This window comes from Vreelandella halophila, from assembly GCF_009856365.1.
In the GTDB taxonomy this organism is placed as follows: Bacteria; Pseudomonadota; Gammaproteobacteria; order Pseudomonadales; family Oleiphilaceae; genus Halospina; species Halospina utahensis_B.
Window position 1 is genome coordinate 196,125 of sequence record NZ_WMEX01000003.1, and the last position, 18,371, is coordinate 214,495.

18 protein-coding genes are annotated in these 18,371 nt (G+C 64.2%); 9 read left to right on the forward strand and 9 right to left on the reverse strand.

What is annotated here, in order from left to right; genetic code table 11:
* Positions 1 to 27: 27 nt before the first annotated feature.
* Positions 28 to 948 (forward strand): ornithine carbamoyltransferase, encoded by a 921-nt coding sequence (gene argF / locus GLW01_RS06515; protein ID WP_160898557.1) that lies wholly within the window; start codon positions 28 to 30, stop codon positions 946 to 948.
* A gap of 7 nt (positions 949 to 955) precedes the next feature.
* Here argF and glpK read toward each other — a convergent pair whose 3' ends face one another.
* The 6 genes from glpK to GLW01_RS06545 form a co-directional block, all read right to left on the reverse strand.
* A complete protein-coding gene (gene glpK, locus GLW01_RS06520) occupies positions 956 to 2,437 on the reverse strand; it encodes a glycerol kinase GlpK (protein ID WP_160898558.1) in 1,482 nt (493 codons plus the stop codon).
* Positions 2,434 to 4,026 (reverse strand): ATP-binding protein, encoded by a 1,593-nt coding sequence (locus GLW01_RS06525; RefSeq protein WP_151441323.1) that lies wholly within the window; start codon positions 4,024 to 4,026, stop codon positions 2,434 to 2,436. Before GLW01_RS06525 ends, glpK begins: the two co-directional genes overlap by 4 nt.
* A 6-nt stretch (positions 4,027 to 4,032) precedes the next feature.
* Entirely contained in the window at positions 4,033 to 4,803 is a 771-nt protein-coding gene (locus GLW01_RS06530; RefSeq protein ID WP_192497387.1) for a response regulator, read from the reverse strand.
* A gap of 105 nt (positions 4,804 to 4,908) precedes the next feature.
* Entirely contained in the window at positions 4,909 to 5,367 is a 459-nt protein-coding gene (locus tag GLW01_RS06535; protein ID WP_151441324.1) for an FKBP-type peptidyl-prolyl cis-trans isomerase, read from the reverse strand.
* 26 nt (positions 5,368 to 5,393) lie between these two features.
* Positions 5,394 to 7,586, reverse strand: a complete 2,193-nt coding sequence (locus GLW01_RS06540) for an acetyl-CoA hydrolase/transferase C-terminal domain-containing protein (RefSeq protein ID WP_160898559.1) — start codon at positions 7,584 to 7,586, stop codon at positions 5,394 to 5,396.
* A gap of 7 nt (positions 7,587 to 7,593) precedes the next feature.
* A complete protein-coding gene (locus GLW01_RS06545; RefSeq protein ID WP_151441326.1) occupies positions 7,594 to 8,628 on the reverse strand; it encodes an NADP(H)-dependent aldo-keto reductase in 1,035 nt (344 codons plus the stop codon).
* A 155-nt stretch (positions 8,629 to 8,783) separates the two neighbouring features.
* Here GLW01_RS06545 and GLW01_RS06550 point away from each other — a divergent pair, with 155 nt between their 5' ends.
* Positions 8,784 to 9,974 (forward strand): glycosyltransferase family 4 protein, encoded by a 1,191-nt coding sequence (locus GLW01_RS06550; protein WP_151441327.1) that lies wholly within the window; start codon positions 8,784 to 8,786, stop codon positions 9,972 to 9,974.
* Complete coding sequence (locus GLW01_RS06555; protein WP_160898560.1) at positions 9,934 to 10,509, forward strand: phosphatase PAP2 family protein; 576 nt, start codon at positions 9,934 to 9,936, stop codon at positions 10,507 to 10,509. The genes GLW01_RS06550 and GLW01_RS06555 overlap by 41 nt, the downstream gene beginning before the upstream one ends.
* Here the strand turns inward: GLW01_RS06555 and dinB are convergent.
* A complete protein-coding gene (dinB, locus tag GLW01_RS06560; protein WP_160898561.1) occupies positions 10,408 to 11,607 on the reverse strand; it encodes a DNA polymerase IV in 1,200 nt (399 codons plus the stop codon). The two genes, GLW01_RS06555 and dinB, sit on opposite strands and share 102 nt — an antisense overlap.
* A gap of 98 nt (positions 11,608 to 11,705) precedes the next feature.
* On the opposite strand from dinB, the gene minC reads away from it, so the two are divergent.
* The 6 genes from minC (at position 11,706) to GLW01_RS06590 (ending at position 16,352) form a co-directional block, all read left to right on the forward strand.
* Positions 11,706 to 12,461 carry a septum site-determining protein MinC gene (gene minC / locus GLW01_RS06565; RefSeq protein ID WP_151441330.1) on the forward strand — a complete coding sequence of 252 codons (756 nt, stop codon included), beginning with the start codon at positions 11,706 to 11,708 and terminating at the stop codon, positions 12,459 to 12,461.
* Between the two features lie 33 nt (positions 12,462 to 12,494).
* A complete protein-coding gene (gene minD / locus GLW01_RS06570) occupies positions 12,495 to 13,304 on the forward strand; it encodes a septum site-determining protein MinD (RefSeq protein ID WP_151441331.1) in 810 nt (269 codons plus the stop codon).
* 1 nt (position 13,305) lies between these two features.
* Complete coding sequence (minE, locus tag GLW01_RS06575) at positions 13,306 to 13,572, forward strand: cell division topological specificity factor MinE (RefSeq protein WP_095617666.1); 267 nt, start codon at positions 13,306 to 13,308, stop codon at positions 13,570 to 13,572.
* A 104-nt stretch (positions 13,573 to 13,676) separates the two neighbouring features.
* Entirely contained in the window at positions 13,677 to 14,420 is a 744-nt protein-coding gene (locus tag GLW01_RS06580) for an START domain-containing protein (protein ID WP_160898562.1), read from the forward strand.
* Positions 14,421 to 14,423: 3 nt separating this feature from the next.
* Entirely contained in the window at positions 14,424 to 14,933 is a 510-nt protein-coding gene (locus tag GLW01_RS06585) for a CBS domain-containing protein (RefSeq protein ID WP_151441333.1), read from the forward strand.
* Between the two features lie 33 nt (positions 14,934 to 14,966).
* Entirely contained in the window at positions 14,967 to 16,352 is a 1,386-nt protein-coding gene (locus tag GLW01_RS06590; protein WP_151441334.1) for a PhoH family protein, read from the forward strand.
* A 10-nt stretch (positions 16,353 to 16,362) separates the two neighbouring features.
* Here the strand turns inward: GLW01_RS06590 and GLW01_RS06595 are convergent, their stop codons facing one another.
* Positions 16,363 to 17,457 (reverse strand): succinylglutamate desuccinylase/aspartoacylase family protein, encoded by a 1,095-nt coding sequence (locus GLW01_RS06595; RefSeq protein WP_095617662.1) that lies wholly within the window; start codon positions 17,455 to 17,457, stop codon positions 16,363 to 16,365.
* Between the two features lie 2 nt (positions 17,458 to 17,459).
* Positions 17,460 to 18,368, reverse strand: coding sequence for a 30S ribosomal protein S6--L-glutamate ligase (gene rimK / locus GLW01_RS06600; protein WP_095617661.1), 909 nt, complete (start codon positions 18,366 to 18,368; stop codon positions 17,460 to 17,462).
* Between the last annotated feature and the right edge of the window lie 3 nt (positions 18,369 to 18,371).

The window sequence follows — 18,371 nt, forward strand, 5'->3', positions numbered from 1 at the left end:
CGCTGCCTGCTATAAAGGGAAAACAGCATGACCGTCCGACACTTCCTGACACTGCTGGATCTGGACAACGATGAACTGACGCGTGTACTGGATCACGCCTCGGCCCTGCGCCGGGAGCGTGACCAGGGCATCCACCGGGACACCCTGCACAATCGCAGTCTGGGGATGATTTTCGAGAAATCCTCCACCCGGACCCGTGTCTCCTTCGAAGCGGGCATGACCCAGCTCGGCGGAGGTTCCATCTTCCTCTCGCCCCGGGATACCCAGCTGGGCCGCGGTGAGCCCGTGGAGGACAGCGCCCGTGTGATCTCGCGCATGGTGGATGCGGTCATGATCCGCACCTTCAGTCACGAGACGCTCGAGCGCTTTGCCACCTTCTCCAGCACACCGGTCATCAACGCGCTGACCGACGATTTCCATCCCTGTCAGCTCCTGGCGGACATGCAGACATGGCGCGAGCACCGGGGCTCCATCCAGGGCGCAAAAGTCGTCTGGGTAGGCGATGGCAACAACATGTGCAACTCCTACATCAACGCGGCACTGCAGTTCGATTTCGAGCTGGTGGTGGCCTGCCCGGAGGGCTATGAGCCCAACAGCGCCCTGGTGGCAGCCAACCAAGACCGGGTGCGGATCGTGAACGACCCGCAAGAGGCCGTACGCGACGCCAACCTGGTGGTGACCGACGTCTGGGCCTCCATGGGCCAGGAAGAGGAACAGCAGAAACGCATCAGGGACTTCAGCAGCTACCAGGTGTCACCGGAGCTGATGGAGCACGCCGACCGGGATGCGCTCTTCATGCACTGCCTGCCGGCCCACCGTGGCGAGGAGATCTCGGAACACATGCTGGAGCACCGCAGCAGCGTGGTCTGGGACGAGGCGGAAAACCGGCTGCATGCCCAGAAGGCACTGCTTGAGGGGCTGATCCTCGGCTTCGACCGGCTCGACTGAGCACCACTCAGCGCGAGCGCGTCACCTTCTCAACCGCATCCAGCCAGCCCTGGTAGGCGCGCTCACGCACCGCCGGGGCCATGGCCGGTTCGAACCGGCGGTCCACATGCCAGCGCTCGCGGATGCGGTCCAGCCCGTCGTACACACCGGTCTGGAGCCCGGCCAGACAGGCCGCGCCCAGCGCCGTGGTTTCGGTGATCGCGGGCCGGTCCACAGCCACGTTGAGGATATCGGCCAGGAACTGCATCAACCAGTTGTTCACCACCATGCCCCCATCCACGCGCAGTTCCTCCAACGGCGCGCCGTCGTTCTGGATGGCCCGGACCAGGTCCTTGGTCTGGTAGCACACCGACTGCAGGCCGGCGGTCACGATGTCCTCGATGCCCGTATCCCGGGTCAGCCCCAGAATGGCGCCGCGGGCGTGGGGATCCCAGTAGGGCGCGCCCAGCCCGGTGAAGGCGGGCACCAGGTAGACCGGATTCTCCACGCCCACGGATTCCGCCATGGGTTCGCACTCGTCCGCACTCTGGATCAGCTTGATGCCATCCCGCAGCCACTGGATGGCCGCACCGGCCACAAAGATACTGCCCTCCATGGCGTAGGTGGTCTGCCCTTCCAGCCGGTAGCCGACGGTCGTCAGAAGCCGGTTCTCGGAACGGATCGCCTCGCTGCCGGTATTGAGCATCAGGAAACAGCCGGTGCCGTAGGTGCTCTTGGCCATACCGCGCTCAAAGCAGGTCTGGCCGAAGAGTGAGGCCTGCTGGTCCCCGGCGATGCCGCCCACCGTCACCGCCTCGCCCAGCACCTGTGGATCCGTGCGCCCGAAGTCCGAGGCGCTGTCCTGTACGTCCGGCAGCAGCGCGGCGGGGATGCGGAAAAGCTCCAGGAGACGCTCATCCCATTTCTGCTCGTGGATGTTGAAAAGCGCCGTGCGCGAGGCATTGGTGGCATCAGTGGCGTGCACACGGCCATTGGTCAGCTTCCAGAGAACCCAGGTGTCGATGGTGCCGAACGCCAGTTCACCGCGTTCAGCCCGCGTCCGCGCCCCCTCTACATGATCCAGGATCCAGCCCAGCTTGGTGGCCGAGAAATAGGGATCCATCAGAAGACCAGTCCGTTCCACCAGCGTGGATTCCCAGCCCTGGCGTTTGAGGGTCTCGCACTGGGGCGTGGTGCGACGGTCCTGCCAGACAATGGCGCGATGGATGGGCTCGCCTGTGGCCCTGTCCCAGACGATGGTGGTCTCGCGCTGGTTGGTGATGCCGATACCGGCGACCTCACGGGCCGTAATGCCCTCCTGCTGCAGCACTTCCAGGCAGGCCCTGTGGGTGGTATTCCAGATCTCCATCGGATCGTGCTCCACCCAGCCGTCTCCAGGATAGAACTGCTGGAATTCATGCTGGGCGATCTGGCGGGGCTGACCATCCTCATCGAACAGGATAGCCCGCGAACTGGTGGTGCCCTGGTCAATGGCAAGTATTCGGGTCATGACGGATCCTCCGTGCGCGCGCTGCCCTCATGCTGATCCCGGGGCTGATGACGGGGCCAGACCAGCGTGAAGCAGGCTCCGCCCAGGGTCTCCGAACGCCCCACGAACGCCTGGCCACCGTGCCAGTACAGGATGCGCCGGACAATCGACAGGCCCAGACCATAACCCCCGGAGCTGCGCGTGCGACTGTCATCCAGGCGGGCAAAGGCGGTGAACACCTTGTCCCAGTCCTCCTCGGGAATGCCCTTGCCGTCATCCTGGACATCAATACGCATGGTCTGGTCATCGAAATGGCAGGCCACCAGAACCCGCTCACTGGCGTAGCGGGCGGCATTGCCCACCAGGTTCTGGATGGCCCTGTGTATGTAGCGGGGTTCCGCATCCGCCTCCGCGTGGGACCGCGAATCCCCTGGAATATCGGACTCGATGCGCAGCTCTGGACGGATACTCTGCTGTTCCTCGATCACCTGATCCACGACGTCAGCAATATCGAGCCGCTGCACCGCCATGATGGGACCGCCCTGCTCCAGGCGGGCATAGGTCAGGATCTCATCAATGAGCTCGTCCAGCTCCTGGATATCCCCGTCTATGGCACCCAGCTGAGAGCGCAGCATCTCAGGGTCCTCACAGTCCTCGATCATCTGGACCCCGAAGCGGATCCGGGCCACGGGCGTGCGCAGTTCATGGGAGACGCCGTGGATCATTTCACTCTGGACGCTGACCAGCCGCTGGATATGCTCCGCCATGCGGTTGAAGGCACCCGCCAGCCGCCTGCCCATGTAATCGCCTTCCTCACTGACGCGGGCGTCCAGTTCACCACGGGCGATACGCGATACCGCCCCTTCAATGCCACGCAGACGCCGGTGCAGGCCAGCCAGAAGGAAATAGACCACCGCCCCCAGAACCGCGGCCACCAGCCCTGCCAGCACCAGTGCCAAGGACCAGGACCAGTAACGGAACGGCGGCGGATGGGCGATCGAGACCAGGGTGCCGTCACCCAGCGCTGCGTAGCTGTAAGCGGGCTCACGGGGATGGGGCTGATGGTAGACAATGCCACCGCGGGCAATCCGGTCCAGCGCCGATGGCCCCGGCAGCTGCTCAGGAGTCTCCAGCGGAGTTGCGTGCACACCCAGAGCGGCCCCCATCGCGACGGGGTCTGAACCGCGTGAGCGCGCCGCCACATGCACCAGCGTGCTGGCCGCCAGTTCCGCCACATGCCGGTACGGGTCCTCGGCGCGCAGCTCCAACACCCCGGCATTCGGGGCCAGACGGTAGAAATAGACCGCGTCCCCCCGACGCTGGGCCAGCACCTGCCCGTACTCAAGGCGCTCCCGGGCCACGTCGTTCAGGGAGACCGCCTGCCTGGGCAGCAGGCGCAATCGGGAAGAGTCCGTTCTGGCGTTGACGGGATCAACCGACCGGGGATGCTGGGCGAGCCAGTCCAGAACCGGCTGGGGATGGTGTTCGAGAAACGCCTGCTTCCGCACACCGTTGATGGTCACCACCAATGCGGCACCCACCAGGGTGACGCCGAGCGCCACCAGGATCAGGGCACCGTAGACGCGGAGGTAGTAGCGCCCCAGAGACATTGATGCCTAGACGTCGCGAACGAACAGGTAACCCTTGCTGCGCACCGTCTTGATGCGGCGCGGGTGCACCGGATCGTCGCCGATCTTGGGCCGGATGCGCGATACCCGTACGTCAATGGAACGGTCCTGGCCGTCATACTCAATGCCGCGCAGGGACGTGAAGATCTCCTCACGGCTGAGCACACGCCCCGCGCTGCTGGCCAGCAGCCAGAGCAGGTCGAACTCGGCGCTGGTCAGGTCGATGCTCTCATCGTCCAGCCAGGCCTCACGCATGGAATGATCCACCACCAGATTGTTGAAGACCAGGCGCTCCGGCGCACTGTCGGACCCTGACTGGGTCGAGCCACCACCGGCCTGGGCAGACGGCTCACTGATGCGGCGCAGCAGCGCCCGGATCCGGGCCAGCAGGACCCGGGGGCGCACCGGCTTGGACATGTAGTCATCCGCCCCCATCTCCAACCCCAGAACCTGATCCAGGTCATCCGTGCGGGCGGTCAGCATCAGTATGGGCCCGTTGTAGAACGGGCGAACACGGCGGCAGATGGCCAGGCCATCCTCCCCCGGGAGCATCAGGTCGAGAACCACCAGATCCGGGGTTTCATCCCGTATCCGCTCTACCGCGTGGGCGCCGTTGGTTTCCAGCGACACCACCAGGCCGTTCTTCTCCAGAAAATCCCGGGTCAGCTCCGCCAGCCGCTCATCGTCCTCAACGATGAGAACGCGGGAGGCTTCACTGGTCTGTTCCACGGCATCCGTCTCGTTCGTTATTGTTTCCATTGTCAGTCCTGTCGCGGGATTGAGGCGCAGGCGCCGGGTCGTACATCAAACATTGTGTAACACAAGTATACACACTGAATGCGAGTTTGCATGTCAGCGCTGACTTCAGGCCAGCGGCTCTCCAGCCTCGATTTCCTCCGGGGTAGCATCCCGGGCTTCCAGTATTTCCAGATCGAAATAGAGGGTGATTCCGGCCAGAGGATGATTGGCATCCACCAGCACCTGCTCGTCCTCGAAGCCCACCACTTTCACCACCTGGGCCTCATCGCCGGAATCCGTCTGGAACTTCATGCCCTCTTCGAGCTTTTCAACGCCCTGGAACATACTGCGCGGCATTTTCCGGACCTTCTCGGGCTGGTGTTCACCATAGGCCAGCGCCGGGGGAATGGTCACTTCCAGGCACTCGCCCACCTCACGCCCATCCACGGCGCGCTCAATGCCCTCGATCATCTGCCCGCAGCCACTGACAAAGTGCAGCGGTTCCGCTCCCACGGAACTGTCCACAACCTCGCCTTCACGATTCTTCAGCTGATACCCCAGTCGATAAACCCTTTGTTCCGCCATGCTGTCGTGCTTTACCCCTGTTTCGATCATTGTGTACGGGTCACCCCTGTGACCCGCAGTGCATGTATGACAAGCCGCTGTTCCAGCCGTTCACGCCATCCGCCAGGCTGCGTCAGCCCCATGCGCTCCAGCGCCGGCCTTTCCGCCGCCCCGGGGGCGGACTGACGCAGGGCGCGCCAGAGTACTGCCAGCAGACCACGTCTTGAGCCGGTCGCATCGCGCAGCCACTGGAGAGCCTGGACCAGTCCCTGCTCCACCTCAGTGAAGTCCGTACCGAAGGGGAACGCCGGGAACAGCTGGTGATGATCCCGCAGCGGCGCCATGGCTTCCGCGATGCGCTGCGGGTAATTGTTGCGGTGTGCCCGCGGGACTTTCCAGTCCTTCGGGATCTTGCCGGCTTTCTTCGCCTCACGCATGAGCTCGTTCTGGAAGCGTGAATCCGCAATGCAGATCAGCCGCTTGTAGACTTCGACATCGGGCTGCCCACGCACATCGGCCACGCCGTATTCGGTCACCACGATATCGCGCAGATGGCGCGGTATGGTGCAGTGGCCATAGCTGAAGCGGATGTTGGACTCCGGTCGGCCCGCGCTGATGCGTGTTGCCCGAAGCGTCAGTATGGAACGCCCCTCGGGCAGCTCATGGGCCATGGCCACGAAGTTGTACTGACCACCCACACCGCTGACCACACGGCCATCCTCAAGCCCATCGGATACGGCGGCCCCGTTCAGGGTCTGCATCATCACCGAGTTGATGAAACGGCTGCGGCGGCGCTGGGCGGTCTTCAGTGCCTGATCGCCCAGCGGATGATCGTAGAGATGGTTCACGAACCCAACGCTGGTCATGTCAAAGCGGGCCCGCTGCGCGTCATCCAGCTCCCGCAACCCCTGGTAGAAGCGTTCCGGCCCCAGGAAGAAGCCACCATGCATGACCACGCCGCCGTCAAGCTGTTCCTTCAGGGCATACTGCTCAATCAGCGCGCGCGCCTGGTCATCAGCGAGGTCCGGGCGCACCGCCTCGTCGCCCAGAGCCAGGCGCCCGCCCTTAAGTTCGCATGCGTCATCAAGGAAACCGAAGCGCACCAGCCACTGCACGTCCCGCGCCTTCAGAACGGTCTCGATACAACCCGCCTCGCACAGCCGATCCAGCGCGGAGATATCAAGCGGATCCGGAATGACGCCGTCATCCAGAAGCTGCTGCAGGGCCCGGTCGGCCACCACCTGACGCTTGAGGATGCCCGCCTGATAGAGGTGCAGGAAGCCCTCCACCATCATTTCGCTACAGCCGTAGAGGCCTTCCTCGAAACGCCCCGTACCGCCGATCGCCGCCAGCTCCGGAAAGCGCGAATGGGCATCCAGGCGCCGGGAAAGCTCATTGAACAGCCCGTTGTCCCGGTGCCGGAAGAGGATGTTGTACACGACCGCCGAGCCCAGGGCGCCGATACCCACCTGCAGGGTGCCGCCGTCACGGACCAGATTGGCGGCGTAGAACCCGATCAGGTAATCCGCCGGTTCCACCGGCAGATCCGGCACCGGAAACAGGCGCATGGGCTGGTTGTGGGGCTCGAGAACGAGGTCAAAGGTGTCGCGGTCCAGCGCGGCGTCATTACCGAACCAGGGCAGCTCCGGGTTGAGTTCCCCGGCGATCACAACCGCTTGCCCGGAATCGCGCTGCTTCTCCAGTTCCGGCAGGATGTCGAGTGTGAGGTCCGGATTGCAGCTCAGACTCACCTGTCGGCCATCGCCGTCCGGCGCCAGCATCTGCCCCACCGCATTGACCCCGAGCGCCAGAAGATCCCGCACCACATGGGTGTAGTTGGTCAGAACCACCCGCTGCTGCTGGTCCGGATTGCCCAGGCGGCTGCCCGCCTTGAAGAAAAACTCGGTGACGGTGACATTGTCCGGCAGCTCGCCCCGGCTCACCGCCTGGGCGTACGCCAGCTCGGGCACGCCCTCAAAGACCCGTTCCACGAACGGCTCCATCAGGCGCTTCTGCAGAGAGTTCCCGCCTCCCGGCTTCTCCAGCGACAGCGCCGTCATGATGTGCAGCCGGATTTTCGGATCCTCACAGGCACGCCGGTAGAGCGCGTTGATCAGATGCACCGGCTTGCCCAACCCCAAAGGCAGGGCAATCCGGACATCGCCATCCAGGCGGCGGATCAACTCCTCGGCACACCGTTCCGCCTGGCGGAAATGCGCGCCTGTGCGTTCCTCACTCATGGGCAGCTCACGGGCAGGGGTAGGTGTAGCGTTGGTGCAGCGCCTCAATCCGATCGAGCAGCTCTTCGGAGAGCTGGATGCTGGCACTGCCGATGTTCTCGGAAAGCTGCTCCATCGTGGTGGCCCCCACCAGGTTGCTGGTCAGGAAGGACCGCGAATTCACCCATGCCAGCGCCATCTGCGCGGGGGACAGCCCATGCTCGCCCGCCAGATTCACGTACGCCTGGGTCGCCTCCTGGGCCTGCTCCGAGGTGTAGCGGGTAAAACGCGAGAACTCCGTGAGCCGCGCTCCGGCCGGCTTCTGCCCGCCCAGGTACTTGCCGCTCAGGGCCCCGAAGGCCAGGGGCGAATAGGCCAGCAACCCGCAATCCTCGCGCAGCGAGACCTCGGCAAGGCCCACCTCGTAGGAGCGGTTCAGCAGGCTGTAGGGGTTCTGGATGCTCACCGGGCGCGTCCAGCCCCGGCGCTCTGCTTCCTTCAGCCAGGTCATGGCGCCCCAGGCGGTCTCGTTGGAAAGCCCGATGTGCCGGATCTTGCCGGCTTCCACCAGTTCATTAAGGGCTTCCAGAGTCTCCTCGATGGGGACTGCATCCGAGTCGTCCACGGGGTTATAGCCGAGCTTGCCGAAGAAGTTGGCCTTACGCTCGGGCCAGTGCACCTGGTAGAGATCAATGTAATCCGTCTGGAGGCGCTTCAGGCTGTCGTTCACCGCCTGGTGGATCTGCTCCCGGGTCAGGCGTGGCCCACCCCGGATGTAGTCCATATCACTGCGCCCGGTCACCTTGGTGGCGATCACCAGGTCATCCCGCTTTCCACGGTTTTTCAGCCAGTTGCCCAGATAGGTCTCGGTCAGCCCCTGGGTTTCGGCACGTGGTGGTACCGGGTACATCTCGGCGGCATCAATCAGGTTGATGCCCTGATCCACCGCGTAATCCAGCTGCTCAAAGGCCTCCTGTTCTGTGTTCTGTTCCCCCCAGGTCATGGTCCCGAGGCCGATCACACTCACCTCGATGCCCGTCCGGCCTAGCTGGCGTTTCTCCATTACAGTCACCTCCTGCTGGTTGTCCCTGCATGCTAAGTCCATCCCGGGGTCACCGCAATGCCACACGTTGTCATCAGAACATCACACCCGTGTCAGAAAACGGTAACGCTCCCGGGGGAGACTGACCCTGTCCGCCCAGCCCCGGAGAATCAAGCATGCAGGAACAGCACATCGCACTGGTTACCGAGACCTTTCCGCCCGAGATCAACGGCGTCGCGGGCACCCTGGGCAACCTCTGCCGTGAACTCGCACGGCGCGGGCACCGGCTGACCCTCATCCGACCCCACCAGCGCGATGAACCCCCTGGCGGCCACAACCCACTGTTCGGGGAACGCACCCTGCGCGTGCGGGGCCTGCCCCTGCCCGGCTACCCCACGCTGCGCTTCGGCCTGGGGGCGCGCCGGCGGCTCCGCAGGCTCTGGCGCCAGAAGCCGCCGGATGCAATCTACGTGGCCACCCAGGGACCGCTGGGCTGGAGCGCGGTGGCCGCCGCACGGGAACTGGGCCTCCCCTGCCTGTCCGGCTTTCACACCAACTTCCACCAGTACAGCAGCTACTATGGCGCCGGTTTCATGGAGCCCCTGATCCGGAGCTACCTCGTTGCGTTCCACAACCGCACCGGCGCTACCCTGGCCCCCACCACCCGCATCTGCGATCAGCTCTCCGGCTGGGGTGTCCACACCACCCACTGCTGGAGCCGTGGCGTGGACAGCCAGCTCTTCAGCCCCGATCGGCGCAGCCGGGTCCTGCGGGCACAGTGGAACGCGGGCAACGCGCCTGTGGTGCTCTATGTAGGGCGCCTCGCGGCTGAAAAGAACCTGATGCAGGCCGTCAGCACCTTTGAGCGCCTGCGCGACTGTCACCCGTCCGCCCGCTTCGTGCTGGTCGGTGACGGGCCACTGAGACAGACCCTGGAACGGGCCCACCCGGAGTTCATCTTCCGGGGTACCCGTCGCGGTGTGGATCTGGCCCGCCACTATGCCTCGGCGGATATCTTCCTGTTTCCCAGTGAGTCGGACACCTTCGGCAACGTCGTGACGGAAGCACTGGCCTCGGGCCTGGCCGTAGTGGCATTTGACCAGGCGGCCGCCCGCGAGCACATCCGCCACCGGGTCCATGGCATGAAGGCGCCCCCCGGCGACACCGAGGGCTTCACCGCTGCCGCCCTTGAGCTCGCCGACAGACCCGGATTCCGACGCCAGATTGGCGGGAACGCCAGGGAGCACGCGCAGACACTGGACTGGTCCGTACTCGCGGAACGGTTCGAACAGCTCCTTCTGGAGCCCACCGAGGAGGCCGCTCAGCATGACGCCACACCGCCTGTCGCGGGTCTTCACCCGTATTGATCACGGCGAAGGGCGCTGGTGCCTGCGCCTGAACCGCAGCCTCGCCTTTCCAGCGGTCACGCCCTTCTTCCGGATCGTTAGCCGGCTCGGGGATGGCTGGCTCTGGTACGCCCTCATCCTGGCGCTGCCGGCCATCAATGGCCTCAAGGGGTGGGCCCTGGCGGCGTTGATGACGCTCACAGGCGCCGCCTGCACCCTGCTGTACAAGCTGCTCAAGACCTGCCTGGTGCGCGAGCGCCCTTTCATCAGCTTCCCGGCAATCCATTGCGGTTCGCCACCGCTGGACCGGGGCAGCTTCCCCTCCGGCCACAGCCTGCACGCGGTGTGTTTCACGGTGCTGCTGTTCCATGGCATGCCGTTGCTGGGATGGGCCGTACTGCCGTTCACCGTAGCGGTGCTGGCCTCGCGCGTGGTGCTGGGGCTGCACTACCCCTCAGACGTCCTCGCCGGCAGCCTCATCGGGGCTGGATGCGCTTTCATCGCCCTGCACTTCGCCCCCGCGCTCATTGCCCTGCTGCCGCTGCTGCCCGCCTGAAGCGGGTGTAACAGGCCGGCCGCCGGCATCGAACAGGGCCAGCTGGTGGCCGCCACGCCTGACCTCGGGCAGCCGCACGCCCAGCCCGAGCAGCCGCACGGGGCGCGGCACATCGCCATAAAGCGTATCCAGCAGGGGCGTAAAGTCAGCGGCGCCCGGATGCTCAGGGCGGCGCCACACCATCTCACGCGTATGGGTTTCGAAATCGGAAAACCGCAGCTTAACGAACAGCTTCTCAAACTGGCCCGCGTCGGCGCTGTCCAGGCCCTTGCGGCGCATGCGCCTCTCAAGGTCCGAGACCAGCCCCTCAAGAGCCCGCCGGCACTCGGCCAGGGTGGCCAGATCCTGGCTGTAGGTGTTCTCCACGCTGATCGACTTGCGCGGGCGGGTTACCTGTACCGGCCGATCGTCCTCGCCCCGGGCCAGCCCGTAAAGACGCGCCCCGTAGCGCCCGAAACGCTCCCGCAGGGCCAGTTCCGACCACTCCCTCAGGTCCCCGCAGGTATTGATTCCCAGTCCATGCAGTTTTTCCGCGGTCCGGGGCCCCACGCCGTGCAGCGTTGTCACCGGCAGCCGGGGCACGAAATCCGCCACCTCCTCCGGGGTGATCACACAGAGCCCGTCCGGCTTGTGCCAGTCACTGGCGATCTTGGCCAGGAACTTGTTCGGCGCCACACCTGCAGAAACCGTAATCCCCAGTTCATCCCGCACCCGTGCCCGGATATGCTCGGCCATGCGCGTGGCACTGCCCTGGAAGTGGTCAATGCCGGTAACATCCAGGTAGGCCTCGTCCAGCGAGAGCGGCTCCAGGACCGGCGAGGTCTCGCGCAGGATGGCCATGAAGTCGCGCGAAACCGCCTGGTAGCGGGGCATGTCCGTGGGCAGCAACTCCAGGTGCGGGCACAGGCGCAGCGCCTCCGAAACCGGCATGGCGGAACGCACGCCAAAGGCCCGTGCCTCGTAGCTGCAGGTGGCCACAACACCGCGCCCGGTGGCCCCGCCCACGGCAATGGGGCGGCCCGCCAGCGCCGGATTGTCCCGTATTTCCACCGCCGCGTAGAAGCAGTCCGCGTCGCAATGGATGATCTTGCGGGTCAAAGGGCATCTCCGGAGTTGCCGTGGATTCAGTGCAGGCTGTATCTTAGGGCGCCATAGAGCCCGTGTCAGGACAGCGATACCCGAAAAAGGATAGCCCGATGAGCGAACCCGCCGCCACGGCAACCGAGAACCGCGCCTGCTTCGAACTGCGCGGTGCCAGCCAGACGCTGACCGTGATGGAACTGCACCATTTCGACCCGGATGCTCTGGAGCGGGATCTGCGCGACAAGATCCGACAGGCCCCGAATTTCTTCCGCGACCTGCCACTGGTGATCGGGCTGGATCATTACGAGGGCAACGTGGCCGATCTGGACTTCTTCCAGCTCATTGGCATCTGCCGCACGCACTCCATCCAGGTCCTGGGCGTGCGTGGGGGTGACGACGATATCCGGCGCCTGGCCCGCAACGCCGCCCTGGCCTGGCTCCCCGGCGGCCAGGCCAGCGCCCCCAGGCCCGTGCCCGAACCTGAACAGGACACCGCAGAGAGCACAGAGGAAAGCGCCCCGGAAACCACCAGCACCGGTGCCGGCCGATTGGTTACACAGCCGGTACGCTCCGGCCAGCAGGTCTATGCCCCCGAAGGTGATCTCATTATCATGGCGCCGGTTGGCGCCGGGGCGGAAGTGCTCGCGGCCGGCCATATCCACATCTATGGCCCACTCCGCGGGCGGGCGCTCGCCGGCGTGCACGGCGACACCAGCGCGAGCATCTTCTGTCAGTCACTGGAAGCGGAGCTTGTGTCCGTGGCTGGGCACTATAAAATCTCCGAGGATCTGCAGGGCGATGACTGGCGGACGCCGGCCAGGATCCGCCTCGAGGGCGACGTACTGACAGTGGACCCGCTGACCCGTTAACGGAACGACAGAACAGCAAACAGGACAACAACCTTGGCACGAATCATAGTAGTGACATCCGGCAAGGGCGGGGTGGGCAAGACCACCACCAGCGCCTCCATCAGCACCGGCCTTGCGCAGCGCGGCTACAAGACAGCCGTCATCGACTTCGACGTGGGCCTGCGCAACCTGGACCTGATCATGAACTGCGAACGTCGCGTGGTGTACGACTTCGTCAACGTCATCCAGGGCGAGGCCACGCTCAACCAGGCACTGATCCGCGACAAGCGGGTCGACAACCTCTTCATCCTTCCCGCCTCCCAGACCCGGGACAAGGAAGCGCTCACGGCGGAGGGCGTGCAGAAGGTTCTGGACGAGATGAGCGAGACCTTTGACTATCTCGTCTGCGACTCCCCGGCGGGCATTGAACACGGCGCCCTGATGGCGCTCTACCACGCGGACGAAGCCATCGTGGTCACCAACCCGGAGGTCTCCTCGGTACGCGACTCGGATCGCATCCTGGGCATCCTCCAGAGCAAATCCCGCCGTGCCGAACAGGGCATGGACCCGGTCAAGGAGCACCTGCTGCTCACGCGCTACAACAGTGAGCGAGTGGAACGCGGTGAGATGCTGTCCCTCGAGGACGTGAACGACATCCTGAGCATCTCACTGCTGGGCGTGATTCCGGAGTCACAGGCGGTGCTCAACGCTTCCAACCAGGGTTCTCCCGTGATTCTGGAAGACGAAAGCGAGGCCGGTGGGGCCTACGCGGACGCCGTAGCCAGGCTGCTGGGCGAGGAACGCCCCCTGCGGTTCCTCGACGGGCAGAAGAAAGGCTTCCTCAAGCGCATGTTCGGAGGCTGAGATGAGTTTCTTTGACTACTTCAAGACCAAGAAAAAGTCGTCCGCGTCCGTTGCCAAGGAACGGCTTCAGATCATCGTGGCACACGAGCGCAACACCCGGGAGCAGCCGGATTACCTGCCCGAGCTCCAACAGGAGCTGCTGGCTGTGATCCGACGCTACGTTGAGATCGAGGACGACCAGGTCCAGGTCCAGCTTGATCGTAATGACAGCTGCTCGGTACTGGAACTCAACGTCACCCTTCCCGAGGAGGTCGCCGACCCCCAGTAGGGAGGCACACGGGGCACCGCCTGGCCATGCTGCGGAGGAATCGGCAGATCCGGTCCGGCGCCCCTGTCACCATGAGGGTTCCTTCTCACTGTCCGGATGCGCCCATGCGAACCGTATTGACCGCTCTTCAGACACTGGTCCTCCTGCTGACCACCGTCAGCCTGCACGCGGAAGTCCCGACCGACGACGAGAACTGGGAAAAGGCCGTGGATTCGGACGGAATCGAGGTCCACACCCGCAACCTGGAGAATTCGCGGATCGATGCCTTCCGCGCGGAAACAGTGCTGGATGCCCCTCTGGAAGCCGTCATGGCAGTGATGGCCAACCCGGAATCCTGCATGGAATGGGTCCACCAGTGCTCGCACGCCGAGAACCTGGAAGGCGGCAGCTTCCGGGACCGCTACGCCTATTCCATCAATGATATGCCCTGGCCGGTCAGTGACCGGGACTATGTCCTGCACATCACGACCCACACCGGCGAAAGCCGGGACCATATCATCATTGAGATGGAATCCGTGGACGGCCGTGTCGGGAAGAAGGATGGCTATGTGCGCATGCCCGAATCCTCCACGGTCTATGAATTCTCCCGTGAAGGTGAGAACCGCACCCGGATCGTCTGGTACCAGCATGCCGCCCCCGGAGGTTCCCTGCCCAACTGGCTGGTGAACCAACTGGCCACGGATATCCCCTACGAATCCCTGCGCACGCTCAACGACGTGGTCCAGAAAGAGCGCTACCAGGGCCACGAGCTGGCGTTCGATAAAGAAGGCCGGCTCGTGGACGTCATCCCCCCGGAGGAAAACGTAACCCCGGACAGCGAACCCACTCCCGATGCGGAGGGAGGCTGAATCATGGCCGTAACCGCGCAGGACATCATGACCCCCAGCGTGAAAGCCGTCCCCCAGGACTGGACCATGCAGCAACTGGCGGCGTTCCTCACGGAGAACGAGATCACCGGCAGCCCGGTGTGCGACGACAATGAACGCATCATCGGCATCGTCACCCTCAAGGACATTGCCGAATTCCGCTGGAACCAGGTCAGCGGTGAGCCGGAGAAGGAGCTTTCGGACGAAGAGAAACAGGAAGCACGTCAGATCCGGCAGATGATGCTGGAGGGCATGACTCGCATGCCCGTGGAAGTTCGTGACATCATGACTCCCAGCGTGATGTCCGTGGACGCCGATACCAGCGTCCGGACCATCGCCGACATCATGATGGCGGAGCACCTGCACCGCATCTTCGTGACGGAAAAGGAGGCCATCACCGGCATCATCACCACCTATGACATGCTCAAGCTGGTGGCGGAACCGGAGCTGACCCGGCGTTGTCTCGAGGCCGACGACTCCGGTACCCCCACCTGACGCCCAGCAACCGGCTCTGAGGTAACCAAGCCCATGCCCCGGGAAGACCAGTCCCAGATCAAGACCTACGTCGTCGACACCAATGTTCTGATCCACGATCCCACCGCCGTCCTCAACTTCGAAGAGCACCACGTGGTCATTCCCATGACCGTGCTCGAGGAGCTGGACCAGCTGAAGAACGGCAAGCAGGCCGTGGCCGCCGACTGCCGCCAGGCCATACGGACCATCGACCGGCTGATCGGCGACGCGGACCCACACGACATCGACAATGGCGTGCCCATCCGCCGCGGCGAGAAATCGGAACCCCTGGGCACCCTCTCCATTGCCATGGGCGGTCAGGACGACGTTGAACACGGGCTGCCGGATCACCTTAACGACAACCGCATCATCAACCTCCTCGCCCGGCTTCAGCGCCAGCACCGCGACAGGCCCATCATCCTGGTGAGCAAGGACATCAACATGCGCCTCAAGGCGCGTGGCTGCGGCCTGGAAGCTGAGGATTACCAGACCGACCAGCTGGTGGACGACGTGCGCTACCTGCCCACCGGCTACCACGAGTTCGAGGGATCCTTCTGGGATGGCATCGAGAAGGTGGAAACCGTCCAGCGCGAGGGCATCACCGAGCACCTGATCCCACGCACCGAGGCCATGGCGGACTACCAGATCAACGAGTTCATCCTCGACCATCAGGGGTTCATCGGCCGGATCACGGAGACCGAGCCGGAGCGGCTGGTGGTGGAGGATCTATTCCAGGACGACCTCATGCACCAGCAGGTCTGGGGCCTGTCACCCCGCGACATCTACCAGGGGCTGGCGCTGGAACTGCTGATGGATCCGAATGTGCACCTGGTTAACCTCACCGGCTCCGCCGGCTCCGGCAAGACCATCCTGGCCCTGGCGGCCGCCATCGAGCTAACCGTTGCGAGCAAGACCTACAAGCGCATCATCACCACCCGCAGTACCCAGGGTCTGGATGAGGACATCGGCTTTCTGCCGGGGACCGAATCCGAGAAGATGGAACCCTGGCTGGGCGCGATCGTGGACAACCTCGAGGCGCTGCACGAGGATGACGAGAACATGACCAGCAGCGTGGACTACATCCTCAGCAAGGTTCCCATGCAGTTCAAGTCACTGAACTACATCCGGGGCCGCAGCTTCCAGCACAGCCTGATCATCATCGATGAAAGCCAGAACCTGACCCCGCACCAGCTCAAGACGATCATCACGCGGGCGGGCACGGGCAGCAAGGTGGTATGCCTGGGCAACCTCTCCCAGATTGACACCGCCTACCTCAACCCCCTGAGTTCCGGCCTGACCTACATGACCGAACGTTTCAAGGGCTTCAAGCACGGCGGCCACATCCACCTGCAGGGCGTTCCCCGCTCGCCGCTGGCCGAGTACGCCGAGGAACACCTGTAACCGCCCTGGGTCAGGAGTCGCTGTTATTCGTCTCCTGGCCCAGATCGTTATCCCAGGGATGGTCCGCCATGGGCTCCTCGCCCTGGAGCGGCTTGTAGCGGTCGCGGAACGCATCCATGGTCTTCATGGCCTCATCCAGCTCATCGAACAGCGCCACGTGGTAGAGGGCTTCCCCCTCATTGACCATGGGCAGGTTGTTCATACCGATGACGATGCCATTGACGCTGCTGGTCACAGAGGACTCCAGCCGACCAAAGGGATCCGCAACCACTGCCAGTCTCTGCCCTTCCTTCACCCGGTGGCCAATGCCCGCAATGGGGCGCATGATGCCGTCGGTCTCCGCGCGCATCCAGGTGGAGTTTGAAGCCACTTCAGAGCGCTTCGCGGGCCGGTGCCGGCCGCGCCGGCGGCTGGGCAGCATCTCCAGCATGCGCATCACACGCAGTATGCCGCGCACCCCCGTATTGATGGCCACCTCGTCGAAGCGCAGCGCCTCACCAGCCTCATAGGTGATCACGGGAACGTCGGCGGCATCCGCACAGGCCCTGAGGCTGCCCTCGCGCAGGGAGGCGTTGATCACAATGGGAGCCGCAAAGATCTCCGCCATGTCCGCCGTCACTGGATTACGCAGCTCCGCACGGATCTGCGGCAGGTTGAAACGGTGGCTGGCCCCTGTATGCAGGTCTATCACATGGGTGGCCTTTTCCAGCACCTGGGTCCGGAACAGGTAGGCAATGCGCCCGGCCAGTGAGCCCTTCTCGGTCCCCGGGAAGCACCGGTTCAGATCCCGCCGGTCCGGCATGTAGCGGGACTGGTGCAGGAACCCGAACACATTGACGATGGGCACCACCAGCAGCGTTCCGCGCAGCCGCTTGAGCCCTGTGCTCCGCAGCAGCCGGCGGGCGATTTCCACGCCATTGATCTCGTCCCCATGGATGGCGCCACAGACCAGCAGCGTGGGCCCGGGGCGACGGCCGTGGATCACCTCCACCGGAATGTGCAGCGGCGTCTGGGTGTAAAGGCGCCCTATGGGCACCTCCACCTGAAGGCGCTCACCCGCCGGAATCCGTTCATCACCCAGACGGAAGGGCGCACGTTTCGCCATGCTCAGCCCCTTGCGCCTTTGGTGGCGGTACGCCAGGGCCGGGCCCGTTTCTCGATGAAGTCGATGATCATGCCGGCCACATTCTTGTTGGTGGCCGCTTCAATGCCCTGAAGGCCCGGCGAGGAATTCACCTCCATGATCAGCGGCCCACGACTGGAACGCAGCAGGTCCACACCCGCCACATTCAGCCCCATGGCCTTGGCCGCCATCACCGCCGTCTTGCGTTCGGTGGGCGTAATACGCACCAGCGAAGCCTGTCCGCCCCGATGGAGGTTGGAACGGAATTCGCCTTCGTTGGCCTGGCGTTTCATGGCCGCGATCACCTTGTCGCCAATCACGAAGCAGCGGATGTCCGCGCCCGCCGCCTCCTTGATGTACTCCTGCACCAGGATGTCCGCCTTCAGACCCATGAAGGCCTCGATCACGCTTTCCGCCGCCTTGCGCGTCTCGGCCAGCACTACGCCGATACCCTGGGTGCCTTCCAGCAGCTTGATCACCACCGGTGTACCACCCACCATCCGGATCAGGTCGGGCACGTCGTCCGGCTTGCTGGCAAAGCCCGTGATCGGCATACCCAGACCTTTACGCCCCAGAAGCTGCAGCGAGCGCAGCTTGTCCCGGGAGCGGGTGATGGCCACCGACTCGTTCGCCGGGAAAACGCCCATCATCTCGAACTGGCGCAATACAGCAGCACCGTAGAAGGTCACCGAGGCACCAATCCGAGGGATCACCACGTCGAACTCAGGCAGTTTCTCCCCCCTGTAATGCATGGTCGGGCTGGCCGGCGTGATGTTCATATAACAGTGCAGGAAGTCCAGTACCTGCACCTCGTGATCGCGTTTCTTGGCCTCCTCCACCAGGCGGCGGGTGGAATAGAGGCGCTTGTTGCGCGACATGATTGCAATTCTCATTGA

Bases quoted from the DNA above. Each gene is read 5' to 3' on its own strand.
- argF (WP_160898557.1), top strand. From the start codon at position 28: ATGACCGTCCGACACTTCCTGACACTGCTGGATCTGGACAACGATGAA.
- glpK (WP_160898558.1), bottom strand. From the start codon at position 2,437: ATGACCCGAATACTTGCCATTGACCAGGGCACCACCAGTTCGCGGGCT.
- GLW01_RS06525 (WP_151441323.1), bottom strand. From the start codon at position 4,026: ATGTCTCTGGGGCGCTACTACCTCCGCGTCTACGGTGCCCTGATCCTG.
- GLW01_RS06530 (WP_192497387.1), bottom strand. From the start codon at position 4,803: ATGGAAACAATAACGAACGAGACGGATGCCGTGGAACAGACCAGTGAA.
- GLW01_RS06535 (WP_151441324.1), bottom strand. From the start codon at position 5,367: ATGGCGGAACAAAGGGTTTATCGACTGGGGTATCAGCTGAAGAATCGT.
- GLW01_RS06540 (WP_160898559.1), bottom strand. From the start codon at position 7,586: ATGAGTGAGGAACGCACAGGCGCGCATTTCCGCCAGGCGGAACGGTGT.
- GLW01_RS06545 (WP_151441326.1), bottom strand. From the start codon at position 8,628: ATGGAGAAACGCCAGCTAGGCCGGACGGGCATCGAGGTGAGTGTGATC.
- GLW01_RS06550 (WP_151441327.1), top strand. From the start codon at position 8,784: ATGCAGGAACAGCACATCGCACTGGTTACCGAGACCTTTCCGCCCGAG.
- GLW01_RS06555 (WP_160898560.1), top strand. From the start codon at position 9,934: ATGACGCCACACCGCCTGTCGCGGGTCTTCACCCGTATTGATCACGGC.
- minC (WP_151441330.1), top strand. From the start codon at position 11,706: ATGAGCGAACCCGCCGCCACGGCAACCGAGAACCGCGCCTGCTTCGAA.
- minE (WP_095617666.1), top strand. From the start codon at position 13,306: ATGAGTTTCTTTGACTACTTCAAGACCAAGAAAAAGTCGTCCGCGTCC.
- GLW01_RS06580 (WP_160898562.1), top strand. From the start codon at position 13,677: ATGCGAACCGTATTGACCGCTCTTCAGACACTGGTCCTCCTGCTGACC.
- GLW01_RS06585 (WP_151441333.1), top strand. From the start codon at position 14,424: ATGGCCGTAACCGCGCAGGACATCATGACCCCCAGCGTGAAAGCCGTC.
- GLW01_RS06590 (WP_151441334.1), top strand. From the start codon at position 14,967: ATGCCCCGGGAAGACCAGTCCCAGATCAAGACCTACGTCGTCGACACC.
- GLW01_RS06595 (WP_095617662.1), bottom strand. From the start codon at position 17,457: ATGGCGAAACGTGCGCCCTTCCGTCTGGGTGATGAACGGATTCCGGCG.
- rimK (WP_095617661.1), bottom strand. From the start codon at position 18,368: ATGAGAATTGCAATCATGTCGCGCAACAAGCGCCTCTATTCCACCCGC.